Annotated in this window: 19 protein-coding genes and 6 tRNA genes; 11 read left to right on the top strand and 14 right to left on the bottom strand. The window is 48.9% G+C overall.

Annotation, left to right across the window (positions count from 1 at the left end; genetic code table 11):
- The first annotated feature begins 6 nt into the window (after positions 1–6).
- The 3 genes from H6A28_RS00930 (at position 7) to H6A28_RS00920 (ending at position 3735) form a co-directional block, all read left to right on the top strand.
- Positions 7–1365, top strand: coding sequence for a sigma-54-dependent transcriptional regulator (locus H6A28_RS00930; protein ID WP_204478582.1), 1359 nt, complete (start codon positions 7–9; stop codon positions 1363–1365).
- Between the two features lie 11 nt (positions 1366–1376).
- Positions 1377–2711 carry a sensor histidine kinase gene (locus H6A28_RS00925; protein WP_204474825.1) on the top strand — a complete coding sequence of 445 codons (1335 nt, stop codon included), beginning with the start codon at positions 1377–1379 and terminating at the stop codon, positions 2709–2711.
- A gap of 118 nt (positions 2712–2829) precedes the next feature.
- Positions 2830–3735 (top strand): DMT family transporter, encoded by a 906-nt coding sequence (locus tag H6A28_RS00920; RefSeq protein ID WP_204474827.1) that lies wholly within the window; start codon positions 2830–2832, stop codon positions 3733–3735.
- A gap of 245 nt (positions 3736–3980) precedes the next feature.
- On the opposite strand, the gene H6A28_RS00915 is transcribed toward H6A28_RS00920, so the two are convergent.
- Genes H6A28_RS00915 through H6A28_RS00890 form a run of 6 tightly spaced genes read right to left on the bottom strand, consistent with a single transcriptional unit; the run spans position 3981 to position 8272 of the window.
- Positions 3981–4994 carry an FAD:protein FMN transferase gene (locus H6A28_RS00915; RefSeq protein WP_204477471.1) on the bottom strand — a complete coding sequence of 338 codons (1014 nt, stop codon included), beginning with the start codon at positions 4992–4994 and terminating at the stop codon, positions 3981–3983.
- 3 nt (positions 4995–4997) lie between these two features.
- A complete protein-coding gene (locus H6A28_RS00910; RefSeq protein WP_204477473.1) occupies positions 4998–5570 on the bottom strand; it encodes a manganese efflux pump MntP in 573 nt (190 codons plus the stop codon).
- 5 nt (positions 5571–5575) lie between these two features.
- Positions 5576–6277: a DUF6048 family protein gene (locus H6A28_RS00905; RefSeq protein WP_430622451.1), complete on the bottom strand. Its 702-nt coding sequence runs from the start codon at positions 6275–6277 to the stop codon at positions 5576–5578.
- A complete protein-coding gene (locus tag H6A28_RS00900; RefSeq protein WP_204477476.1) occupies positions 6270–6770 on the bottom strand; it encodes a DUF6452 family protein in 501 nt (166 codons plus the stop codon). The genes H6A28_RS00905 and H6A28_RS00900 overlap by 8 nt, the downstream gene beginning before the upstream one ends.
- Before the next feature lie 2 nt (positions 6771–6772).
- On the bottom strand, positions 6773–7723 hold the full coding sequence (locus H6A28_RS00895) for a glycosyltransferase family 2 protein (RefSeq protein ID WP_204477478.1): 951 nt from the start codon (positions 7721–7723) through the stop codon (positions 6773–6775).
- 18 nt (positions 7724–7741) lie between these two features.
- Positions 7742–8272, bottom strand: coding sequence for a DUF4199 domain-containing protein (locus H6A28_RS00890; protein ID WP_204477480.1), 531 nt, complete (start codon positions 8270–8272; stop codon positions 7742–7744).
- A 299-nt stretch (positions 8273–8571) separates the two neighbouring features.
- On the opposite strand from H6A28_RS00890, the gene H6A28_RS00885 reads away from it, so the two are divergent.
- The 3 genes from H6A28_RS00885 to H6A28_RS00875 all read left to right on the top strand — a co-directional run bounded on the left by H6A28_RS00885 (position 8572) and on the right by H6A28_RS00875 (position 10450).
- A tRNA-Thr gene (locus H6A28_RS00885) sits at positions 8572–8645 on the top strand.
- A gap of 25 nt (positions 8646–8670) precedes the next feature.
- A tRNA-Thr gene (locus tag H6A28_RS00880) sits at positions 8671–8744 on the top strand.
- A gap of 299 nt (positions 8745–9043) precedes the next feature.
- A complete protein-coding gene (locus tag H6A28_RS00875; RefSeq protein ID WP_204478581.1) occupies positions 9044–10450 on the top strand; it encodes an amidophosphoribosyltransferase in 1407 nt (468 codons plus the stop codon).
- Positions 10451–10653: 203 nt separating this feature from the next.
- Here H6A28_RS00875 and H6A28_RS00870 read toward each other — a convergent pair whose 3' ends face one another.
- Positions 10654–11850 carry a BamA/TamA family outer membrane protein gene (locus tag H6A28_RS00870; RefSeq protein WP_204478580.1) on the bottom strand — a complete coding sequence of 399 codons (1197 nt, stop codon included), beginning with the start codon at positions 11848–11850 and terminating at the stop codon, positions 10654–10656.
- Positions 11851–12064: 214 nt separating this feature from the next.
- Between H6A28_RS00870 and pepT the strand changes: the two genes are divergently transcribed.
- The 3 genes from pepT to H6A28_RS00855 all read left to right on the top strand — a co-directional run bounded on the left by pepT (position 12065) and on the right by H6A28_RS00855 (position 16087).
- On the top strand, positions 12065–13294 hold the full coding sequence (gene pepT, locus H6A28_RS00865; RefSeq protein WP_204478579.1) for a peptidase T: 1230 nt from the start codon (positions 12065–12067) through the stop codon (positions 13292–13294).
- 70 nt (positions 13295–13364) lie between these two features.
- Complete coding sequence (gene gcvT / locus H6A28_RS00860) at positions 13365–14456, top strand: glycine cleavage system aminomethyltransferase GcvT (protein ID WP_204478578.1); 1092 nt, start codon at positions 13365–13367, stop codon at positions 14454–14456.
- A gap of 89 nt (positions 14457–14545) precedes the next feature.
- The gene (locus H6A28_RS00855; RefSeq protein ID WP_204478577.1) at positions 14546–16087 is read left to right on the top strand and encodes a sulfatase family protein; all 1542 of its coding nucleotides are present in this window, start codon (positions 14546–14548) and stop codon (positions 16085–16087) included.
- Positions 16088–16218: 131 nt separating this feature from the next.
- Here H6A28_RS00855 and H6A28_RS00850 read toward each other — a convergent pair.
- The 6 genes from H6A28_RS00850 to H6A28_RS00825 form a co-directional block, all read right to left on the bottom strand.
- Positions 16219–16291, bottom strand: a tRNA-Gly gene (locus tag H6A28_RS00850).
- Between the two features lie 10 nt (positions 16292–16301).
- A tRNA-Tyr gene (locus H6A28_RS00845) sits at positions 16302–16384 on the bottom strand.
- A gap of 21 nt (positions 16385–16405) precedes the next feature.
- Positions 16406–16478 (bottom strand) — tRNA-Gly (locus H6A28_RS00840).
- 5 nt (positions 16479–16483) lie between these two features.
- Positions 16484–16569: transfer RNA gene (locus tag H6A28_RS00835), tRNA-Tyr, on the bottom strand.
- A gap of 51 nt (positions 16570–16620) precedes the next feature.
- The gene (gene ribH, locus H6A28_RS00830; protein ID WP_204475095.1) at positions 16621–17115 is read right to left on the bottom strand and encodes a 6,7-dimethyl-8-ribityllumazine synthase; all 495 of its coding nucleotides are present in this window, start codon (positions 17113–17115) and stop codon (positions 16621–16623) included.
- 140 nt (positions 17116–17255) lie between these two features.
- Positions 17256–17933, bottom strand: a complete 678-nt coding sequence (locus H6A28_RS00825; RefSeq protein ID WP_204475097.1) for a tetratricopeptide repeat protein — start codon at positions 17931–17933, stop codon at positions 17256–17258.
- A gap of 147 nt (positions 17934–18080) precedes the next feature.
- Here H6A28_RS00825 and recF point away from each other — a divergent pair, with 147 nt between their 5' ends.
- Both recF and H6A28_RS00815 read left to right on the top strand, forming a co-directional pair.
- Positions 18081–19202: a DNA replication/repair protein RecF gene (recF, locus tag H6A28_RS00820; RefSeq protein ID WP_204475099.1), complete on the top strand. Its 1122-nt coding sequence runs from the start codon at positions 18081–18083 to the stop codon at positions 19200–19202.
- On the top strand, positions 19189–19479 hold the full coding sequence (locus H6A28_RS00815; protein ID WP_204475101.1) for a DciA family protein: 291 nt from the start codon (positions 19189–19191) through the stop codon (positions 19477–19479). The genes recF and H6A28_RS00815 overlap by 14 nt, the downstream gene beginning before the upstream one ends.
- On the opposite strand, the gene H6A28_RS00810 is transcribed toward H6A28_RS00815, so the two are convergent.
- Complete coding sequence (locus H6A28_RS00810) at positions 19454–20017, bottom strand: 5-formyltetrahydrofolate cyclo-ligase (protein ID WP_204475103.1); 564 nt, start codon at positions 20015–20017, stop codon at positions 19454–19456. The two genes, H6A28_RS00815 and H6A28_RS00810, sit on opposite strands and share 26 nt — an antisense overlap.
- Positions 20018–20020 lie beyond the last annotated feature (3 nt).

The raw sequence follows: 20020 nt of genomic DNA, 5'->3' as shown, positions 1-20020 counted from the left end.
CGTGTTATGATATTGATAATAGATGATGATAGTGCCATTCGTTCGTCACTCAGTTTCATGCTTAAACGGGCGAAATATGAGGTACAGGCTGTGCCGCGCCCGAAAGAAGCAATGGAGGTAGTACATACGGTAACTCCACAGCTGATTCTGATGGACATGAATTTCAGCCTCTCTACCGATGGGGCAGAAGGACTGGTGTTGTTGAAGCAGGTCAAACTGTTCTGTCCGGATGTACCGGTCATCCTGATGACCGCGTGGGGAAGTATTCCGTTGGCTGTACAAGGGATGCGGGCCGGAGCTTTCGATTTTATTACCAAACCGTGGAACAATGCGGCGTTGATGCAACGCATTGAAACGGCTCTGGAACTGACGTCGAAAGAAGATTCAGCCGGCTTTTCTACAAAGGAGGAAGAAGATTTTGACCGCAGTCATATCATCGGGAAGAGCAAGGCGTTGGAAGAGGTGTTGTCTACCGTGAAGCGGGTGTCCCGCACAGGAGCCTCTGTCTTGATTACGGGGGAGAGCGGTACGGGAAAAGAACTGATTGCGGAGGCGATACATTTGAACAGTCCGCGCAGGAACCAGCCTTTTGTCAAGGTCAATTTAGGAGGTATTTCGCAGACTTTGTTTGAGAGTGAGATGTTCGGGCACAAGAAAGGGGCGTTTACCGATGCGGTGACCGACCGGAAAGGACGTTTCGAACTGGCGGATAAAGGGACGATTTTCTTGGATGAAATCGGTGAACTGGATTTGTCGTGTCAGGTGAAGTTGCTGCGGGTGTTGCAGGAGCAGACGTTTGAACCGTTGGGGGAGAGCCGTCCGCGAAAGGTCGATGTACGGGTGGTGTGTGCCACCAATGCCAATCTGGAACAGATGGTGCGTGAACATACGTTCCGGGAAGACTTGTTTTACCGTATCAACTTGATTACAGTGCATCTCCCAGCTTTACGTGAACGGAGGGAGGATATTCCTTTGTTGGCCGCTCATTTTGTGGAGAGCCGCTGCCAGGCCGACGGATTGCCGTTGGTGTCCCTTTCGGACGATGCGCTGGAATTCCTGAGCCGGTTGCCTTATCCCGGGAACATTCGTGAGCTGAAGAATCTGGTGGAGCGTACCTTGCTGGTATGCGGAAAGGATTGTCTGACTGCGGTAGATTTTCAGTCACAATATCATCCCACGACAGGAGCATGGGAATCATCGGTCACTTTGAAGGGACTGACGCTGGAGGAATTGGAGAAACAGACCATTCTGCAAGCTTTGGAGGCACATGGCAATAATCTGACGCAGGCAGCCCTTTCATTGGGCATCAGTCGGGCGGCTTTGTATCGCCGGCTGGAAAAATACGGCATTTCGTGGAATGACTGACGGGAGGGCTTATGAGACTGCGTACTTTGTTTTTTCTATTAGGCGGGCTGCTGGTCTTGGCGTGGGGCATCTTGCTGTCGTTTACCTTGAGCGCAAAGAGTCCGCTTTTGTATGTGGGAGAGGGCGTGATTTCTTTCTGTCTGATTGTCTTGTTTTATTTTTATCGGAAGGTGGTAAAGCCGCTCCACAGCATTGCCAGTGGGATGGATTTGTTGCGTGAACAGGATTTCAGCAGTCGTCTTGCTCCGGTGGGGCAGGCAGAAGCCGACCGTATTGTGGAGATGTTCAACCGGATGATGGGGCAGTTGAAGAATGAGCGGCTGCGCTTGCGGGAACAGAATCATTTTCTGGATTTGCTGATTAACGTGTCTCCTATGGGAGTGGTGATTCTGACGTTCGACGGACAGATTTCGATGTTGAATGCGGCAGCTTTGAAGTTCTTGGGCTATGCCTCGGCCGAAGAACTGATGGGAAAGCAGTTGCAGGAACTGAATACCCCGCTGGCCGAAGAAGTGGCACGCTTGCCGAAAGATACCACCGATACTATTCGTCTGAGTGATGCCAAAATCTATCGTTGTTCCCGACTGTCATTTGTCGATCAGGGATTTGCTCACCCGTTTATCTTGATAGAAAGTTTGACGACCGAGGTGGTGAAGGCGGAGAAGAAGGCTTATGAAAAAGTGATTCGGATGATTGCCCACGAAGTGAATAATACCACGGCGGGCATTACTTCCACGTTGGAAACAGTGGGAGAGGCATTGGAAACCTTGGAAGAGGATACGGAAGATTTGCGGGAAGTGATGAAGGTTTGTGTGGAGCGTTGTTTAGGCATGAGTCAGTTTATCACCAATTTTGCCAATGTGGTGAAAATTCCGGAACCTCGTCTGGAGCAGGTACGGCTGAACGACCGGGTACTGTCTTGCCAGCGGTTTATGGAGACAGTCTGCCGGGAGCGGAAGATTGGGTTGCACAATGAGTTGTGTCCTGAAAATCCGAAGGTCTGGATGGATACGGTGTTATTCGAGCAGGTGATGGTGAACATTATTAAAAATGCGGCCGAAAGTATCGGGCAGGAGGGAGATATCTATATTCGTACCTCCGCCTCGCCGGTGAGGCTGGAAATAGCCGATACCGGAAAAGGTATCTCCAAGGAAGTGGAGACAAAACTGTTCAGCCCCTTCTTTTCGACCAAGCCTCACGGACAGGGAATCGGGCTGATTTTCATTCGCGAAGTGTTGATCCGGCAGGAGTGTACTTTTTCGTTACGGACTTATCCGGATGGACTGACGCGATTTCGAATCTCATTCCCAGAGCGACGGCCGGAGCAGCAGAAAAAGGATGGATGAAGCCGCTTGCAGTACTTGCGGGGAAAGAAAGAGTGGAAGGTTCTGACGGAGAAACTTGTCAGTCACGGCTTTATTGTCTAATTTTGCAGGCTGTAATTCGAATTAATGTAAAGAAAACATGTGGTTATTACTGGCTTTTTGCTCAGCGGCGTTGCTGGGATTTTATGATGTCTTCAAGAAAAAATCATTGTCGAACAATGCGGTGCTCCCGGTGCTGGGACTGAATACGCTTTTTTCCAGTCTGATTTTCTTGCCGTTTATTTTAATTTCGCACTTTCACCCGGAAACCTTGAAAGATACGCTTTTCTATGTACCGGATGCAGGTTGGGAAGTGCATAAATTCATCCTGCTGAAATCATGTATCGTCCTTTCTTCGTGGACGTTCGGGTATTTCGGTATGAAACATTTGCCCTTGACTATTGTAGGACCGATCAATGCCACCCGTCCGGTCATGACCCTGGTGGGGGCCTTGCTGATATTTGGCGAGCGCCTGAATGTGTATCAGTGGATTGGCGTACTGATGGCGATCATCTCGTTCTTTATGTTGAGCCGTTCGGGAAAGAAGGAAGGCATTGACTTCAAGCATGACAAGTGGATTTGGTTCGTGGTGCTGGCAGCAGTGTTGGGAGCCGTGAGCGGATTGTACGACAAGTATCTGATGGGGCGGTTCAGCAACATGGTGGTACAGGCATGGTACAATGTCTATCAGCTTTTTCTCATGGGCGGAGTGCTGATGTTTTTGTGGTGGCCCAAACGGAAAAGCAGTACACCTTTCCACTGGGACTGGTGCATCATCCTGATTTCCGTGTTCCTGTCGGCTGCAGATTTTGTGTACTTCTATGCCTTGGGAATGGATGGAGCCATGATTTCCATCGTGTCCATGGTACGACGGGGAAGTGTGATTGTGTCCTTCCTGTTTGGAGCCATGATCTTCCGTGAGAAGAACCTGAAGAGCAAGGTAGTCGATTTGATTCTGGTGTTGATTGGTATGTTCTTCCTTTACTTAGGAAATGTGTTAGGATAATCTCATGGCTTTTATGGAACGACTGGAAGGCCGTTTCAGTACTTCCACGGCAGTACTCCAGTACTTTCCTATCAGTACTCTGGTACTTCCACGGCAGTACTGCAGTACTTCCTAAGGAGTACTGAGAAAAGAAAATAGACAGATGCTTTTGCCCGAAGAGAGTATTCTGATAAAATAGAAAATGCCGGAGCATACGAGGAGGTATGTTCCGGCATTTTTAGGTCTTACCCTGTACAAGGACTTTTTTAGTTCCGCATGTATTTCTTCATGCCTGCTGTGGAATAGGTTTGCAGTTTTCCGTTCTTGTCCGTATAGATGAAATAGGCATCCAGTTCCGGATGAGAATCACAGACTGCTTTGGCTGAATCCAATCCCAATACCATAAAGGCGGTGGCGTAGGCATCGGCAGTGGCACAGTTCTTGGCAATGACGGTAGAAGAAAGAATGTTGTGCTGCACTGGATAGCCTGTCCGCGGGTCGATGGTGTGCGCATATTTCTTTCCATCTTTATAATAGAAGTTGCGGTAATTGCCCGAAGTGGCCATACCGGCATCGGTAATTTCCAGTATGGTTTGCAGTTCCTGGTTGACCGATAAAGAGTCGTCAATCGGTTTGTTGACTCCGATGCGCCAGGTCTCCATCTTGGCATTCTGTCCTTTCATGACCAGTTCGCCGCCAATGTCAATCATGTAGTTCTTGATGCCTTTCCGGTCGAACAGACGGGCCACACAATCCACGCCGAATCCTTTGGCTATGGAGCTGAAGTCGAGCATCATGCGCGGGTCGGATTTGACTACTTCGCCGTCTGCGTTGAGGTGGATTTTGTCGATACCCACAAACTGACGCAAGCTGTCGACGGTCAGGGAATCCGGGAATTGGGAGTGTTTGAATCCGAAGCCCCAGGCATTGACTAACGGAGCCACGGTCACGTCGTACGCCTTTCCAGTGTCATGAGAGACTTCTTTTGCCAGATTAAACACATAGACGAACATACTGTCGGTATGCAAGTCGGTATTCTGGTTGATACGCGTGATGACCGACTGTTTGTTGAACGGTGACAGGGAGTTGTCCACCTTCTGCAGTTCTTTTTCAATCTCGTTTTTCAGGTTTTCCGACGACTGGTAAGTGATTTTATACACGGTGCCGAACACCAGGCCTTCGTCGGTCTGGTAAGGCGCTTGCTTTCTCAGAATCAGCACCGTTCCGACGATAAGGATGACGAGGAACGGCAGCTGCCATTTCAAATTGTTTTTGCTCATGAGTTATTGTAGGAATAAATGTTCTATTAAAATCTTCACGCCGATACCAATCAGTACCAGTCCTCCGAAAAGTTCTACCCGCAGGTGGAAGCGTTTGCCGAAGAACACTCCGATGAGGCTTCCCACCAGTGAAAGAATGAAAGAAGCCAGTCCGATGCTGGTTAGCGGCAGGGTCAGATCCTCTATCTGTTTGAGTCCCGCAAAGGCGAAGGAAATACCGATGGCCAGGGCGTCGATGCTGGTAGCTACCGCCAAGGCCAGTGTCACCTTCAGGCTGGTGGGGTTGAACGAGGCTGTTTCTTCTTCCTTGAACTGTGCCCGTATCATCCGGATACCTAAAAAGGCCAGCAGACCGAATGCAATCCAATGGTCGTAGTCCTCGATGAGGTGCTGGAAGCGGCTGGCACCCAGCCATCCGATGAAAGGCATCAAAGCCTGGAAAAGTCCGAAGAAAAAGGCCATTCTCAGAAAAGTACCCCAGCGGATGCGATGCAGGATGATGCCGCTGGTGACGGATACCGTAAAGCAGTCAATGGCCAGACTGACCGACAACAAAATTGTTTCAAGTAAGTTCATGTAAATCAGAAGGGCAAGTTGTAAATGAGATTATACGTCAGGTTGAAACTGCTGCTGGCATTCTTTCCGAATCCGGGCACGTACCATGGAACGGAATTTTCATGATTCTTGATGCTCATCCTCATTTTGTATCTCACGCTCCAACCCATGCAAAAACCTTTGTAGATTTTCACCTTGAGTCCGAGTACGCCTTCCAGCCAGCTGGCATTGCTCTTCAAGCCGGAATAAGAGAAGGGGTAGGAGATTTCTCCTCCATAGTTCGGGTCAGTCATGGATGGGCCGTCCACATCGTAGCTGAACGAGGTCATGCCATAGCGTAGTCCCACGTACAGATAGCCCGGCAAGTGTGTTTTCTTGTAAAACACGTTGTAATCCATTCCTATTCGGAAATAGGGGGCAGAGGTTTTGTAGTGCAGGTTGTTGGCGTCGTTGATGGCATCTGCTTTTCCGTATCCCACTTCCACCACAGGGAGGAAGCGGTTTTTCAGGTTGGCCTGTAGAGCTACCTCACTGTTCAGAATGTCACTTCCTAACAGGTAGCTTCCGATTCCGGCAATTTCCACTCCGATGCTCATTCCCTGATAAAGAGGTATGTTTTCCGTCGGTTCTGTTTTTTTCGCTTCTTCCTTCTGTATCTGTACCGGCTGTGCCTTGTGGGCTCCCGGCCGCTGTGCCCACAGGGAGCCACAGAGAAGGAGGCTACTCATTAGCAGCAGTAACCGTGAAATATATCTTGAAATTCTCTTTCTCATAATTGTCTATGTTCGGATTGGTGATGACGAGTGAATCGAGCATGCGGGTAGTCGTTTCCGCACTGGTTATCTCGTAGAACATCATGGTGCCGCAGTCCAAGTTGATGAAATAAGGAATGTTGCGGTGATTGACCGTAATGATGTCCCGCTGCCGGTTACCGTATTGGAAGATGAAGCGGGTCTGATCTCCGTAGCTGAGTGGCAGGCTGAGGGTACTCGTTTTTGTCGATTTGTTAATCAGCGTGTCATAGATAAGGGTATCGGCCGTCTGTAGCTGCCCGATTACGGTCAGCGTGTCAGTGTATTCCACCGATCTTCCATATTGGTCTACGAAATTGAACTGCGCATACGCCAAGGCGTTGGGCGGACAGTTCTCCACCTCGCAGGCCGGGAAGAAGGAGAAGGCTGCCAACAGGAGCAGGCTGCATACAATCGGTAGTTTCTTCATCGTCAAAGTTCTTTCTCAATTTGGTATTTGTTTCTTTCCGGCGAATTACGCGCAATCAGTTCACCGATGAATCCGGCCAGGAAAAGCTGGGTACCTAAAATCATGGTAGTCAGTGCCAGGTAGAAATAGGGACTTTCGGTCACCAGGCGGTAAGGATTACCACAATACATGTCGTACAGCTTGTTGGCTCCCACCACGATGACGGCGATGAATCCTAACAGGAACATGATGGAACCTAAAAAACCGAAGATGTGCATCGGTTTCACGCCAAAAGTAGAGAGGAACCAGAGCGACAGCAAGTCCAGATAGCCGTTCACGAAGCGGTTCAAGCCAAACTTGGTCTTTCCGTATTTGCGGGCCTGATGGTGTACCACCTTTTCGCCGATGCGGGTGAATCCGGCATTTTTAGCCAAATAGGGGATATACCGGTGCATTTCGCCATACACTTCGATATTCTTCACCACGTCCTTGCGGTAAGCCTTCAGTCCGCAGTTGAAATCGTGCAGGTTGTGAATGCCCGATACGGCACGTGCCGTGGCGTTGAACAGTTTGGTTGGAATGGTCTTCGACAGCGGGTCGTAGCGTTTCTGTTTCCAGCCTGAAACCAGGTCGTATCCTTCTTCTGTAATCATGCGGTACAGTTCCGGAATTTCGTCCGGGCTGTCCTGTAAGTCCGCATCCATGGTGATGACCACGTCGCCTTCAGCCTTTTCGAATCCACAGTACAGGGCTGGTGATTTACCATAATTCCGGCGGAACTTGATGCCTTTCACTTCTTTCGATTTCCGGCTGAGTTCTTCGATGACCTGCCAGGAGTGGTCCGTGCTGCCATCGTTCACGAAAATGACTTCGTAGGTAAAGTGGTGGGCGTACATCACGCGCTCAATCCAGGCATACAATTCAGGTAAGGATTCCTCTTCATTATAGAGAGGTACGACTACAGATATATCCATATATTTATTTCTAAGCGATTAATTCTTTTTTCTCATGACCAGCAACGCTGTCGGGATAGACAGCAGGATTCCGTAGAAGAAATTCTGTGAGAGCAGCTGGAATGTCATTTGCAAGGGGGTGAGTGACGAAATCACCTCGAAGCTGCTGATGAGTTGTTCCACGGAAACCTTCATGTCGCCGCTCACACTGTCCTTTATATTGTCCAGCTGGTCCAGATACGTGTTCAGCAGGTATCCCTGATCGATGAAGCGGAAATATACATAGTGAGCCAGTGCGGTCAGGATAGAGGCGAAGAGATACATCAGAAAGCAGAAACCGAAAGCCTGAGTGAAGGACAGGTAACCTTCACGGTACTGGTTACGGTAACGGCGGGCATAGATGAAGCCCAGTACAGGAACGAAAATCGTCATCAGGATGAAAAGCAGCTGGAGCAGCGGAATGGTAAATCCGATGGGAAGGAAAATGAATTTGAAAATCCAGAACAATCCCATATAAGTTCCGAACCGCATGGCGTATTCCTGTAGGGTAGTTGGTCTTTCTGCTGTCATATCGTCAAGTTTGTTAGTGGTTACAAAAGTAGTCTTTTTCGGTGAGCTGTGGTATAGAAAAGATTGAAAAATCATGAATCTTTCCCATTTTGGCCAATTTTTTTTGCGCAGGTATTGTATATTCAGAAAATTTGCCTACCTTTGCACCCGCAATCGAGAAATACGCCTTCCGCGTGATGCTCGATGACATGTTGAATACGGGTAAGTCCCATACGGCCAGCTCCCTTCGAATCCTCCAGGGCTTGATCGCAGCAAAGGTAGTTGGTTGTAGCGGCGCGATATGGTAAGCTTACCCACCCGCCTCTTTAGCTCAGTTGGCCAGAGCACGTGATTTGTAATCTCGGGGTCGTTGGTTCGAATCCGACAAGAGGCTCGAAAAAAGGACATATTTGGTGATTGCCTCTTTAGCTCAGTTGGCCAGAGCACGTGATTTGTAATCTCGGGGTCGTTGGTTCGAATCCGACAAGAGGCTCAGGAAAGTTGGACAGTTTTGTCCAACTTTTTTTTATGTCTGTAGTGAAGGGAAAAAGAAAAGCCACCGGTGTTGTTTCGGTGGCTTTTTTGTACATAAAGTTAGTTTAGTAAGCCTTTTGTAGGTAATATATGGCTTCTTTTCCCTTTGGAAGAAGGGAGATTCAATAAAGGAGTTATTTTTTCTATGAAAACAATCGGAAGATGAAAAATGTTCACAGCCCGTGAAAAAAAATTTTTTTTGCCTATTTTTGTATCCGGAAATAACAATAAATCTAATAACTATCAAAACTTACAAGCATGGGAGGTTTTTTCGGAACAGTCTCTAAGGCTGAATGCGTAACCGATTTATTTTACGGTACGGATTACAACTCACATTTAGGTACGAAACGCGCCGGTATGGCGACATACGCTGAGGGCGAAGGTTTCATACGTTCAATTCATAACCTGGAAAGTACTTATTTTCGGACAAAGTTTGAGGATGAACTTCCTAAGTTCAAAGGCAAGTCGGGGATAGGGATCATCAGTGATACAGATCCTCAGCCTATCATGATCAATTCTCATTTGGGGCGTTTTGCCATTGTCACGGTCGCAAAAATCAACAATATCGACCAGCTGGTGAAGGAACTGCTGGACTGCAATATGCATTTCTCTGAAATGAGTATGGGAAAGACCAACCCTACAGAATTGGTGGCCCTGCTCATTGTGCAGGGAAAAGATTTCGTGGAGGGCATTGAGAATGTGTTCCAAAAAATCAAAGGTTCGTGTTCCATGTTGATTCTGACGGAAGACGGGATTATCGTGGCTCGTGACAAATGGGGCCGTACGCCGATTGTCATTGGCCGGAAGAACGGGGCATATGCGGCTACCAGTGAGTCGAGCAGTTTGCCGAACCTGGATTTTGAGATTGACCGCTATGTGGGGCCGGGCGAGATTCTGCGCATGCGTGCCGACGGAATTGAGCAACTCCGCCAGCCGAACGAGAAGATGCAGATATGTTCGTTCCTTTGGGTGTACTACGGTTTCCCGGTTTCCTGCTATGAAGGGAAAAATGTGGAAGAAGTGCGTTTCATGAGTGGCTATAAGATGGGACAGCACGACGATTCCGAAGTGGATTGCGTGTGTGGCATTCCTGACTCGGGTGTAGGAATGGCATTGGGGTATGCGGAAGGAAAAGGAGTGCCTTATCACCGGGCCATTGCCAAATATACTCCTACCTGGCCTCGTAGTTTCACGCCGAGCAACCAGAGCATGCGTTCGCTGGTGGCCAAGATGAAGCTGATTCCCAACCGGGCCATGCTTCAGGGAAAGCGCTTGCTGTTCTGCGATGACTCTATCGTGCGTGGCACCCAGCTGCGTGACAACGTGAACGTACTCTACGATTACGGAGCCAAGGAGGTACACATGCGCATTGCTTGTCCGCCGTTGATTTACGGTTGTCCCTTCATCGGTTTCACTTCTTCCAAGAGTGACATGGAACTGATTACCCGCCGCATCATCAAGGAAATTGAAGGAGACGAAAATGCCAAGCTTGACAAGTATGCTACCACCGATTCGCCGGAATACAAGGAACTGGTAGAGCGTATCCGGGCCCGTTTCGGACTGACTTCACTGAAATTCAATACCCTGGAAATCTTGATTGAAGCCATCGGGCTGCCGAAGTGCAAGGTCTGCACCCACTGTTTTGACGGCTCCAGCTGCTTCTGACAAACCGTTTCGGAGGCTGCGAGCAAGATAAATTGGGAACTCCCCGGTATATACCGGAAAATGTATCGGAGAATTCTCTGTACCACACTGTGAAATAGGTATCCCACACTGCGGAATATGTATTTTACAGTGTGGTTTTTATATTCCATAGTGAGGGACAGAAAAAGTGCTGATATACAAGGGAGAATTTGCCGGGGCGTTTTTCAGAACGCCTCGGTCATGTTGAAATAAAACAGGTTCTGACGGTTGGTGAAGTCACGTCCTAAATCCAGACGTACGTTCATACGTGGCTGTACCTCGATGCGGAGGCCCAGTCCGGCATTCGGAAGTACCCCTTCAATCTTTCCGGGTGTCGGGCCCATGAAGCCACATCCGCCCCAGGCTACGAAGCCCAATCGGTTGATGACCTTCTTGATCCAGTTGCTTTGGTCGGTGTTGAACATTTGGCGGTATTCAGCCAGTGCCACGTGCGACGACTTGTCACGGTATTGTCCCATGTAGTAGCCTCGCAGGTCGAAGGGTGTGCCGCTCAATACGTATTTGTTCAGGGGCAGGTTGTGTCCGAAGGAATGTTTGCTCTGCACGGTCCAGGCCAGCACTTTCCGCTTTCCCACCAGCTTGTATTGCCGGTAGTCCAGTTCCAGACGGTAGAAGCTGGTATTGCTTCCCAGGAACTTTTCGTACATCAGTCCCCGCAGGTCGAAATACAGTCCTTTGTACGGGTTGGCCGGTACATCACGCGTATCATAGGTCAGCAGGAAGCCGATACCCGAACTAAAGTCTTTGTAGCCATCGGCAGTACCTCCTGCCCGTTTGTAGTCGGGTTGTTCCACCAGGTATTTGGCAGGATCCATGATGTGGTCGTAGGTGATGTCAATCTGCGGGCCGGCAAAGAAGTTGCTTTCGCCCAGCCGGAACAGGAACCAAGGATTAATCTGGATGCCGCTGTAGCGGTACTGGCTGGTAGAGTCGCTTCGTACATAATTCTTGTTGGTGCTGTAGCCCACGCCATAGAAATTTTCACGGGTGTTTTTAAACGAGAACTGTCCGAAGATACGGAAACGGTCGTTCTGGAAGAAAAGTTGAGGTTTGACCACCAGATTCAATCCCCCGTTGAACATAAAAGCCAGAGCGGCCGGTATGACCGAACGCCGCATGGTGGTGTCTTTCGGGTTCATCCGGAATGTCATCAGGGCACTTCCGCCCACTAACAGTCCGAAGTCAGGGGTATAGCTGGGCCCTCCCAATATATTATAGTGAAAGTTACGTTCGGCTTTCTTCTTTTTCTTGAGCTCTTTGGCGGTCAGCGGTTTGGCGGCCACGGTATCTTGCAAAGACTCTTGTGCATTCCCCATTATAGCAAACAGGAAGTAAATGCAGATCAGTAAGTATTTTTTCATGCGGCAAAATTACAAAAAAAGGCCTGAATCTTTTTGGTATTGTTTTAAGAGATTATGGATTGCCCTCTCTTTTTTAACTTAAAAGTGATAGCATTTTTGAGCTTCAAAGTAAATCATTCTTGTGTTCTAATAAAAAATGGTAAGTCGTTTGGTCATTCTCAGGGTATTTTTGTACTTTTACGTCAAACAAGAAAACGTAAACAGTAAAATTGATATGACAGTAATTGAACGCTTTTTGAAGTATGTGACTTTTGATACACAGTCGGACGAATCGACCGGAGTAACGCCAAGTACGGCGAAACAGATGGTGTTTGCCCGTTATCTGAAGGAGGAACTGGAAAAACTGGGCTTGAAAGATATTTCGCTGGATGAAAACGGGTATCTGTTTGCCACGCTTCCTTCGAACGTGGACCATGAGGTGCCGGTCATCGGTTTTATTGCCCACATGGATACCAGTCCCGACATGAGCGGAGAGAATGTGAAGCCGCGTATCGTGGAGAAATACGACGGAAAGGACATCCCATTGTGTGCGGAGGAGCATATCATTCTGTCGCCCAAGAATTTCCCGGAACTGCTGGACCATGTAGGCGAGGATTTGATTGTGACCGACGGTCATACCTTGTTAGGCGCCGATGATAAGGCAGGTATTGCAGAAATCGTAGGGGCAGTGGCTTACCTGAAGGCTCATCCGGAAATCGAGCACGGAGATATCCGCGTGGGCTTTAATCCGGATGAAGAAATCGGCTTGGGAGCCCACAAGTTTGATGTGGAGAAATTTGGTGCGAAATGGGCCTACACGATGGACGGCGGTGAAGTAGGGGAACTGGAGTTCGAGAACTTCAATGCCGCAGCAGCCAAGGTGGTCGTGAAAGGACGCAACGTGCATCCGGGATATGCCAAGAACAAAATGATCAATTCTTTGCTGGTGGCCACGGAATATGCTTCCTTGCTTCCTGCCAATGAGACTCCGGGTACCACCGAAGGATACGAAGGCTTCTATCACCTGATTGGTATGGAAGGAGAAGTGGAAAAGACGGTGTTGTCTTACATTGTGCGTGACCATGACCGGGAGAAGTTTGAAGCACGCAAGCAGGCTTTGCTGGACTATGCGGCCCAGCTGAACCAGAAATACGGAGAGGGTACGGTGAGTGTGGAACTGAAAGACCAGTATTATAACATGCGTCAGCAGGTAGAGCCGTTGATGCATATCATCGACATCGCCTTTGCGGCCATGCAGGAAGCCGGCGTCACTCCGAAGGTGAGAGCCATCCGCGGCGGTACAGACGGGGCACAGCTTTCGTTCAAGGGACTTCCTTGTCCGAATATCTTTGCCGGCGGGCTGAACTTCCACGGACGTTATGAGTTCGTGCCTATCCAGTCTATCGAGAAGGCTATGATGGTGGTCGTGAAGATTGCCGAGCTGACAGCCAAAAGATATCGTTAAATCATTATGAAAGTTGCAGACTTGTTTCGGCAGGTCTGCAACTTTGTACATCAACCTTAAAATATACCTTATGAAAACAACTCCATTTACCGAGAAACATATTGCACTCGGTGCCAAAATGCATGAATTTGCGGGTTATAACATGCCGATTGAATACTCTGGAATCATTGATGAACACATGACGGTTTGCCAGTCAGTGGGGGTATTTGATGTGTCGCACATGGGAGAATTCTGGGTGAAAGGGCCTCATGCCCTGGAATTCATTCAGGAAGTGACTTCCAACAACGCGGCGGTGCTTACTCCGGGCAAGGTGCAGTACACTTGCTTCCCCAATGAAACGGGAGGAATTGTTGACGATTTGCTGGTGTATGCGTATGAACCTGAGAAATACATGCTGGTGGTCAATGCGGCCAATATTGAAAAAGACTGGAACTGGTGCGTGTCTCACAACAAGGTGGGGGCAGAGCTGGAAAATTCGTCCGACCGTATCGCACAGCTGGCCATACAAGGACCTAAGGCGTGTGACACCCTTCAGAAACTGACTCCGGTGGACCTGAAGTCGATTCCTTATTATACATTCAAGGTGGGTGAGTTTGCCGGAGTGCCGAATGTGATTATTTCGAATACGGGATACACCGGCGCCGGAGGTTTTGAATTGTACTTCTATCCGGAAGTAGCCATGAAAATATGGGATGCCATCTTCGAGGCCGGAAAAGAATTCGGTATCAAACCGATTGGTCTGGGGGCCCGTGATACTTTGCGTCTGGAAATGGGCTTCTGCCTGTATGGAAATGATATTACCGACGAGACTTCTCCGCTGGAAGCCGGACTGGGATGGATTACGAAGTTTGTGGAGGGTAAGAACTTCACGAACCGTGCCGCATTGGAAAAGCAGAAAGCAGAAGGCGTGAGCCGGAAACTGGTAGGCTTTGAGATGATTGACCGTGGCATTCCTCGTCATGGATATGCCTTGCTGAATGAAGCCGGCGAGACCATTGGACACGTGACTTCAGGTACCATGTCGCCGACACGGAAAATCGGTATCGGCATGGGATATGTCAAGATTGAATACGCCAAACCAGGTACGGAAATTTACCTGGATAACCGGGGGCGGAAGCTGAAGGCACAGGTAGTGAAACCGCCCTTCCGTAAGAACTCCTGAGGCTTTTGAAATAGATTTTGAATAGATTCGGATGCAAAGTCGTTTCAGAGATTTCTCTCCTACGGCTTTGCATCTTTTTTAAGGAAACCATGAAAGAAAAGTTTTTGTATGCAAGTGCATGTCTGCCTTTGCTGGCTCCGGCTCATCTGAAGGCGGCAGACAGTGACGGTCTTTCCCGTCCCAATGTGATTATTATCTGTGCGGATGATCTCGGCTATGGAGATCTGGAGTGCTATCGGGCCAAGAACATCCATACACCGGCCGTGAACAGTCTGGCTCAGCACGGTATTCAGTTCACGAATGCCTATGCGGTGGCATCCACGAGTACTCCGTCGCGGTATTCTCTGCTCACAGGAGAATATGCCTGGCGGAAACCGGGTACTGATGTGGCAGCAGGAAATGCCGGCATGATTATCGATCCGGGGCGTTATACGCTGGCGGATGTGTTTAAAAATTCAGGGTACGTGACTTCCGTCATCGGCAAGTGGCATTTAGGCTTGGGAAGTGAGACCGGCGAGCAGGACTGGAACGCACCGCTTCCTACGCATCCGGGCGACTTGGGCTTTGATTATTCGTATATCATGGCGGCTACGGCCGATCGCGTGCCTTGCGTGTTCATCGAAAACGGGAAGGTGGCGAATTACGACCCGGCCCATCCGATAGAGGTAAGTTACAAGAAGCCTTTTCCGGGGGAGCCTTTAGGAAAAGAACATCCGGAGCTGCTGTATAATTTGCGGTCGACCCATGAGCATAATCAGGCTATTGTCAATGGGATTGGGCGTATCGGATATATGAAAGGAGGGGGAAAGGCCTTGTGGAAGGACGAGAATATCGCCGATTCCATCACAGCGCATGCCATTGGCTTTATCCGTCAGCACAGCCAGGAACCTTTTTTCATGTATTTTGCCACGAACGACGTGCATGTGCCGCGTTTCCCGCACGAGCGGTTCAGGGGAAAGAATGTGATGGGCCTGAGAGGGGATGCCATTGCGCAGTTCGATTGGAGCGTGGGACAGTTGTTGGCTTGCCTGGAAGAGCTGCACCTGCGTGAGAATACGCTGATTATCCTGACCAGTGACAACGGTCCGGTGTGCGACGACGGCTATGACGATCAGGCGGCTGAACGCTTGAACGGTCATTCACCTACCGGCGGGCTGAGAGGGAATAAGTACAGTGCGTTTGAAGGGGGAACCCGAATTCCGTTCATCGTGTCATGGCCTGCCGAAATCCGGAAAGCGGGCACATCCGACGCATTGGTTTCGCAGATTGATATCATGAAGTCGTTGGGACAACTCGTGGGGGCTGTGCTTCCCAAGGGAAGTGCACCGGACAGCGGCGATTACCTGAATACCTTGCTGGGAAAGGACATGAAGGGCAGAGAATGGGTGGTGGAACAATCGTACAACCACACCTTGTCGGTACGCACGAAGGACTGGAAATACATTGAGCCAAGCGACGGACCTGTGGGAGTACCTTGGGTGCCGGAAATTGAATCGGGCAACAATACAGCGCCTCAGTTGTATAAACTGGTGGATGATGCCCACGAGCAGCAGAATGTGGCCGTTGAATATCCGGAGGTGGTGTTTAAGATGCAGGATATCCTGAGAAGAGTCAGAAAGGGTGTCCAATAAACGTTTTCGTTTGTATCGCGAAGAATAAGAATGGCTGGAAAGTGGGCGAAAGCTGCTTTTCAGCCATTTTGTGTAGTGTAGAGATAGGGATATAAAAAAAGATTGTCTTTTTGAAAGACAATCTCTCGGAGAGCGGAAGACGGGACTCAAACCCGCGACCCTCAGCTTGGAAGGCTAATGCTCTATCAACTGAGCTACTTCCGCAAATTTGCGGTGGGCAAAGATGGATTCGAACCACCGAAGGCGTAAGCCAGCAGATTTACAGTCTGCCCCATTTGGCCACTCTGGTATTTGCCCGATAGAAGAATTTCAAAAAAGAGCGGAAGACGGGACTCAAACCCGCGACCCTCAGCTTGGAAGGCTAATGCTCTATCAACTGAGCTACTTCCGCAAATTTGGTGGGCAAAGATGGATTCGAACCACCGAAGGCGTAAGCCAGCAGATTTACAGTCTGCCCCATTTGGCCACTCTGGTATTTGCCCGTCCGCAACTGAGAATTTAGTGCTTTTCTCAATTGCGTTGCAAAGGTACGATTATTTTTTTAACTTGCAAACAAAATCAATCATTTTTATCGCTGTCACTGCACATTCGTCACCTTTATTTCCCAATTTGCCGCCCGCGCGATCTTCTGCCTGTTGCATGTTGTTGGTGGTAATCAGACCGTAAATCACTGGGGTGTCGGTGGTTGCGTTCAGTTCAGTAATGCCTTGTGTGGCACCGGCGCATACATAGTCAAAATGGGGAGTATCTCCACGAACCACACAGCCTAATGCGATGACTGCATCTACCTTTCCACTTTTGATAAGTTGTGCAGAACCGAAAGTCAGTTCAAAACTGCCTGGCACCGGATAAACCAGGATGTTTTCGTCTTTGGCTCCGTGTTTTTTCAGTGTGCGGACCGCGCCGTCGAGCAGGGCACCTGTGATATTGTGATTCCATTCAGACACTACAATTCCGAAACGCATTTGTGAAGCGTCGGGTACGGAATTAAAATCGTAATCAGAAAGATTGTGATAAGCTGTTGCCATATTCGTTGTGTGTTAAGGGTTATACATAAAAAAATGAACCGGACCGAAAAACTGGAGTACATCCGCAGATGCTTGTGAGTTTTTCGGTCCGGCCTGAATGATGATACTCTTTTATAATAATAGAAGTATGTTCGTCGAAATTATTTCAGAGAAGCACGTTCGATGTACTTGTCGATATCCATAGCCTGGTAAGAATTACCGTATTTGTTCTTCACCTGCTTGTAAGCGTCTACGGCTTCTGCATTCTTGCCTTGCTTTTCCAGAATCTGTCCGGCCTGAATCAGGTAAATCGGGCTTAAAGTCATGCTGTTGGCATGTTCGGCAGCTTTCAGCAATGTAGCTACGGCCTTGTCAAGCTGTCCTACCTGTGCATAGCAGTTTCCCAGTGCTCCCATTACGGCTGGTGCTACCAGCAGGTCGTTTCCGCTGAATTTGTCCAAGTATTTGATAGCGTCTTCGTATTTGCCCAACTGTGCATAGCAAAGTCCGGCGTATGCGTTAGCCAGGTTGCCGGCATCTGTACCGCTGAACTGGTCTGCCAGTTTGATGAAACCTGCATAACCTAGGCTGTCGCCTTTCAGGGCGATTTCAAAGTTGTCGTCTCCAAAGTACTGTTCTCCTTTGAAGATGGCTTCCGATGCCTTCTGTTCTTTTGGCTCAGAAATGAAATGTTTGTATCCGAGGTAACCTCCGACAATGACAACCAGGGCGATTACTACGCCTAACAGTAGATTCTTGTTTTTGAGAAGAAATGCTTCGGAAGTGCTGAGCGCTTCGTCTACATTCAATGGGTCATGAGTGTGTTTTTGTTCAGTCATTTGATATTTGTTTTTTATTATTTTCAAAATCCACTTATTCGGACAGCAAAAGTAGTTTATTTATGCTTATAAATGAAATTTGCGGGCAGTTTTTTTAATGTGTCTTGCTTTTATTGTTAAATTTGTATCCTAAATAACAAGAGTTTTATGTGGCTTAAACGCATTTCAATTGTAAATTATAAGAATCTGGAACAGGCGGAGTTGAGTTTTTCGCGGAAGATGAACTGCATTATCGGAAAGAACGGGATGGGGAAAACCAACCTGATGGATGCCGTGTATTATCTTTCTTTCTGCAAGAGTGCGACCAATCCCATTGATTCACAGAATATCCGGCACGGACAGGACTTTTTCGTGCTGCAGGGATTCTATGAAACGGATGGAGGTGATCCGGAGGAAGTGTATTGCGGATTGAAACGCCGGCAGAAGAAACAGTTCAAGCGGAACAAGAAGGAATATACCCGTTTGTCGGATCACATCGGACTGATTCCGCTGGTGATGGTCTCTCCGGCCGACACGCTGCTCATTGCGGGGGGAAGCGAAGAGCGCAGACGTTTCATGGACGTGGTGATTTCGCAGTTCGACCGGGAATATCTGGATGCGTTGATTCGCTACAACAAGGCGCTGCTGCAACGGAATACATTGCTCAAGGCGGAACTGGAACCCGATGAGGAGCTGATGAACGTGTGGGAGGAAATGATGGCTTCTACGGGGGAAGTAGTATTTCGCAAGCGTCGCCAGTTCATCGAGGAGTTTATTCCGATTTTCCAGTCGTATTATGCCTATATTTCCCAGAACCGGGAGCAGGTGAAACTGTCGTATCAGTCGCATGCGGCGGAGGGAGACCTGCTGACGCTGCTGCGTGAAAACCGTCAGCGGGACCGGGTGATGGGATTTTCTCTGAAAGGTATCCACAAAGACGACCTGATTATGCAGTTGGGTGAGTTCCCCATGAAGCGGGAAGGGTCGCAGGGGCAGAACAAAACGTATCTGATTGCGCTCAAGCTGGCCCAATTCGAGTTCTTGAAACGTACGGGCAGCGGTACCACACCATTGATTCTGCTGGACGATATCTTCGACAAGCTGGATGCTCTTCGGGTGGAACAGATAGTGAAACTGGTGGCCGGTGACAATTTCGGACAGATTTTCATTACGGACACCAACCGTGACCACCTGGACCGCATCCTGAAAAAGATTGAGGGAGACTATAAACTGTTTGAGGTGGAAAACGGAGAAGTTTCCGAACGAAAGGAAGGATATGAAGCGGAATAATACGGAACAGATAGGCGATGTGATCCGGCAGTTCCTCCGCCAGCAGGGGCTGGAAACGCCCTTGAACGAATATCGTCTGGTGGATGCCTGGAAAGATGTGGTGGGGCCGGTCATCACCCGTTACACCACGAATCTTTTTATCAAGAACCAGGTACTTTATGTCAGTCTGTCTTCGTCGGTCATCCGGCAGGAGCTGATGATGGGGCGGGAGATGCTGATTCGCAATCTGAACGCGCAGGTAGGGTCGCAGGTCATCGTGAACATTGTGTTCCATTGAACACACAGCCTTGCTCGGTCCACACTTCGTGCATGGAGTGGTCTGTAGGCTCTGTCGGGATGTACGGGTAGAGCTGGAAGTGAAAGCACACACCTATATTATAAGAATGCAGGCGAGCCAGGGTGCGGTCATAGTATCCTTTTCCGCGTCCCAATCGATTGCCGGTCCGGTCGAAGGCGACACCGGGAACGATGCTCAGTTCGATTTCATCCCAATTTTCTACCTGTCTTCCGGTAGGTTCCTCAATGCCGAATGAGCCGGTTTGCAATGAGTCTTTTCCTTCGTAATACCGTAGTTCGAGTTCTTCTCCTTTCACCAGAGGCAACACGATGCGTTTGTGCGGATACCAGCGCTCGATAAATGCGTGAGTCTGTACTTCATCGGGCAAAGAATGATACAACAGGATGGTTTTCGCCTGTAAAAACAAAGGATGGTCTTCCAGCTTCTGGAACAAGCTGGAAGACCATTCCGTTTTTTGAGAAGCGGAGTATTTCCGCTTCTCTTGTGCAATTAGTTTGCGTATTTCTTTTTTGTCCATTAG

Origin of the sequence: Bacteroides mediterraneensis, from assembly GCF_016900355.1 — a bacterium.
GTDB lineage: Bacteria > Bacteroidota > Bacteroidia > Bacteroidales > Bacteroidaceae > Phocaeicola.
The sequence above is the reverse complement of the archived record's forward strand: the minus strand, read 5'-3'. Positions and strand labels throughout refer to the sequence as shown.

Coding starts and splice junctions, on each gene's coding strand:
- H6A28_RS00930 (WP_204478582.1), top strand. CDS start 7: ATGATATTGATAATAGATGATGATAGTGCCATTCGTTCGTCACTCAGT.
- H6A28_RS00925 (WP_204474825.1), top strand. CDS start 1,377: ATGAGACTGCGTACTTTGTTTTTTCTATTAGGCGGGCTGCTGGTCTTG.
- H6A28_RS00920 (WP_204474827.1), top strand. CDS start 2,830: ATGTGGTTATTACTGGCTTTTTGCTCAGCGGCGTTGCTGGGATTTTAT.
- H6A28_RS00915 (WP_204477471.1), bottom strand. CDS start 4,994: ATGAGCAAAAACAATTTGAAATGGCAGCTGCCGTTCCTCGTCATCCTT.
- H6A28_RS00910 (WP_204477473.1), bottom strand. CDS start 5,570: ATGAACTTACTTGAAACAATTTTGTTGTCGGTCAGTCTGGCCATTGAC.
- H6A28_RS00905 (WP_430622451.1), bottom strand. CDS start 6,277: ATGAGTAGCCTCCTTCTCTGTGGCTCCCTGTGGGCACAGCGGCCGGGA.
- H6A28_RS00900 (WP_204477476.1), bottom strand. CDS start 6,770: ATGAAGAAACTACCGATTGTATGCAGCCTGCTCCTGTTGGCAGCCTTC.
- H6A28_RS00895 (WP_204477478.1), bottom strand. CDS start 7,723: ATGGATATATCTGTAGTCGTACCTCTCTATAATGAAGAGGAATCCTTA.
- H6A28_RS00890 (WP_204477480.1), bottom strand. CDS start 8,272: ATGACAGCAGAAAGACCAACTACCCTACAGGAATACGCCATGCGGTTC.
- H6A28_RS00875 (WP_204478581.1), top strand. CDS start 9,044: ATGGGAGGTTTTTTCGGAACAGTCTCTAAGGCTGAATGCGTAACCGAT.
- H6A28_RS00870 (WP_204478580.1), bottom strand. CDS start 11,850: ATGAAAAAATACTTACTGATCTGCATTTACTTCCTGTTTGCTATAATG.
- pepT (WP_204478579.1), top strand. CDS start 12,065: ATGACAGTAATTGAACGCTTTTTGAAGTATGTGACTTTTGATACACAG.
- gcvT (WP_204478578.1), top strand. CDS start 13,365: ATGAAAACAACTCCATTTACCGAGAAACATATTGCACTCGGTGCCAAA.
- H6A28_RS00855 (WP_204478577.1), top strand. CDS start 14,546: ATGAAAGAAAAGTTTTTGTATGCAAGTGCATGTCTGCCTTTGCTGGCT.
- ribH (WP_204475095.1), bottom strand. CDS start 17,115: ATGGCAACAGCTTATCACAATCTTTCTGATTACGATTTTAATTCCGTA.
- H6A28_RS00825 (WP_204475097.1), bottom strand. CDS start 17,933: ATGACTGAACAAAAACACACTCATGACCCATTGAATGTAGACGAAGCG.
- recF (WP_204475099.1), top strand. CDS start 18,081: ATGTGGCTTAAACGCATTTCAATTGTAAATTATAAGAATCTGGAACAG.
- H6A28_RS00815 (WP_204475101.1), top strand. CDS start 19,189: ATGAAGCGGAATAATACGGAACAGATAGGCGATGTGATCCGGCAGTTC.
- H6A28_RS00810 (WP_204475103.1), bottom strand. CDS start 20,017: ATGGACAAAAAAGAAATACGCAAACTAATTGCACAAGAGAAGCGGAAA.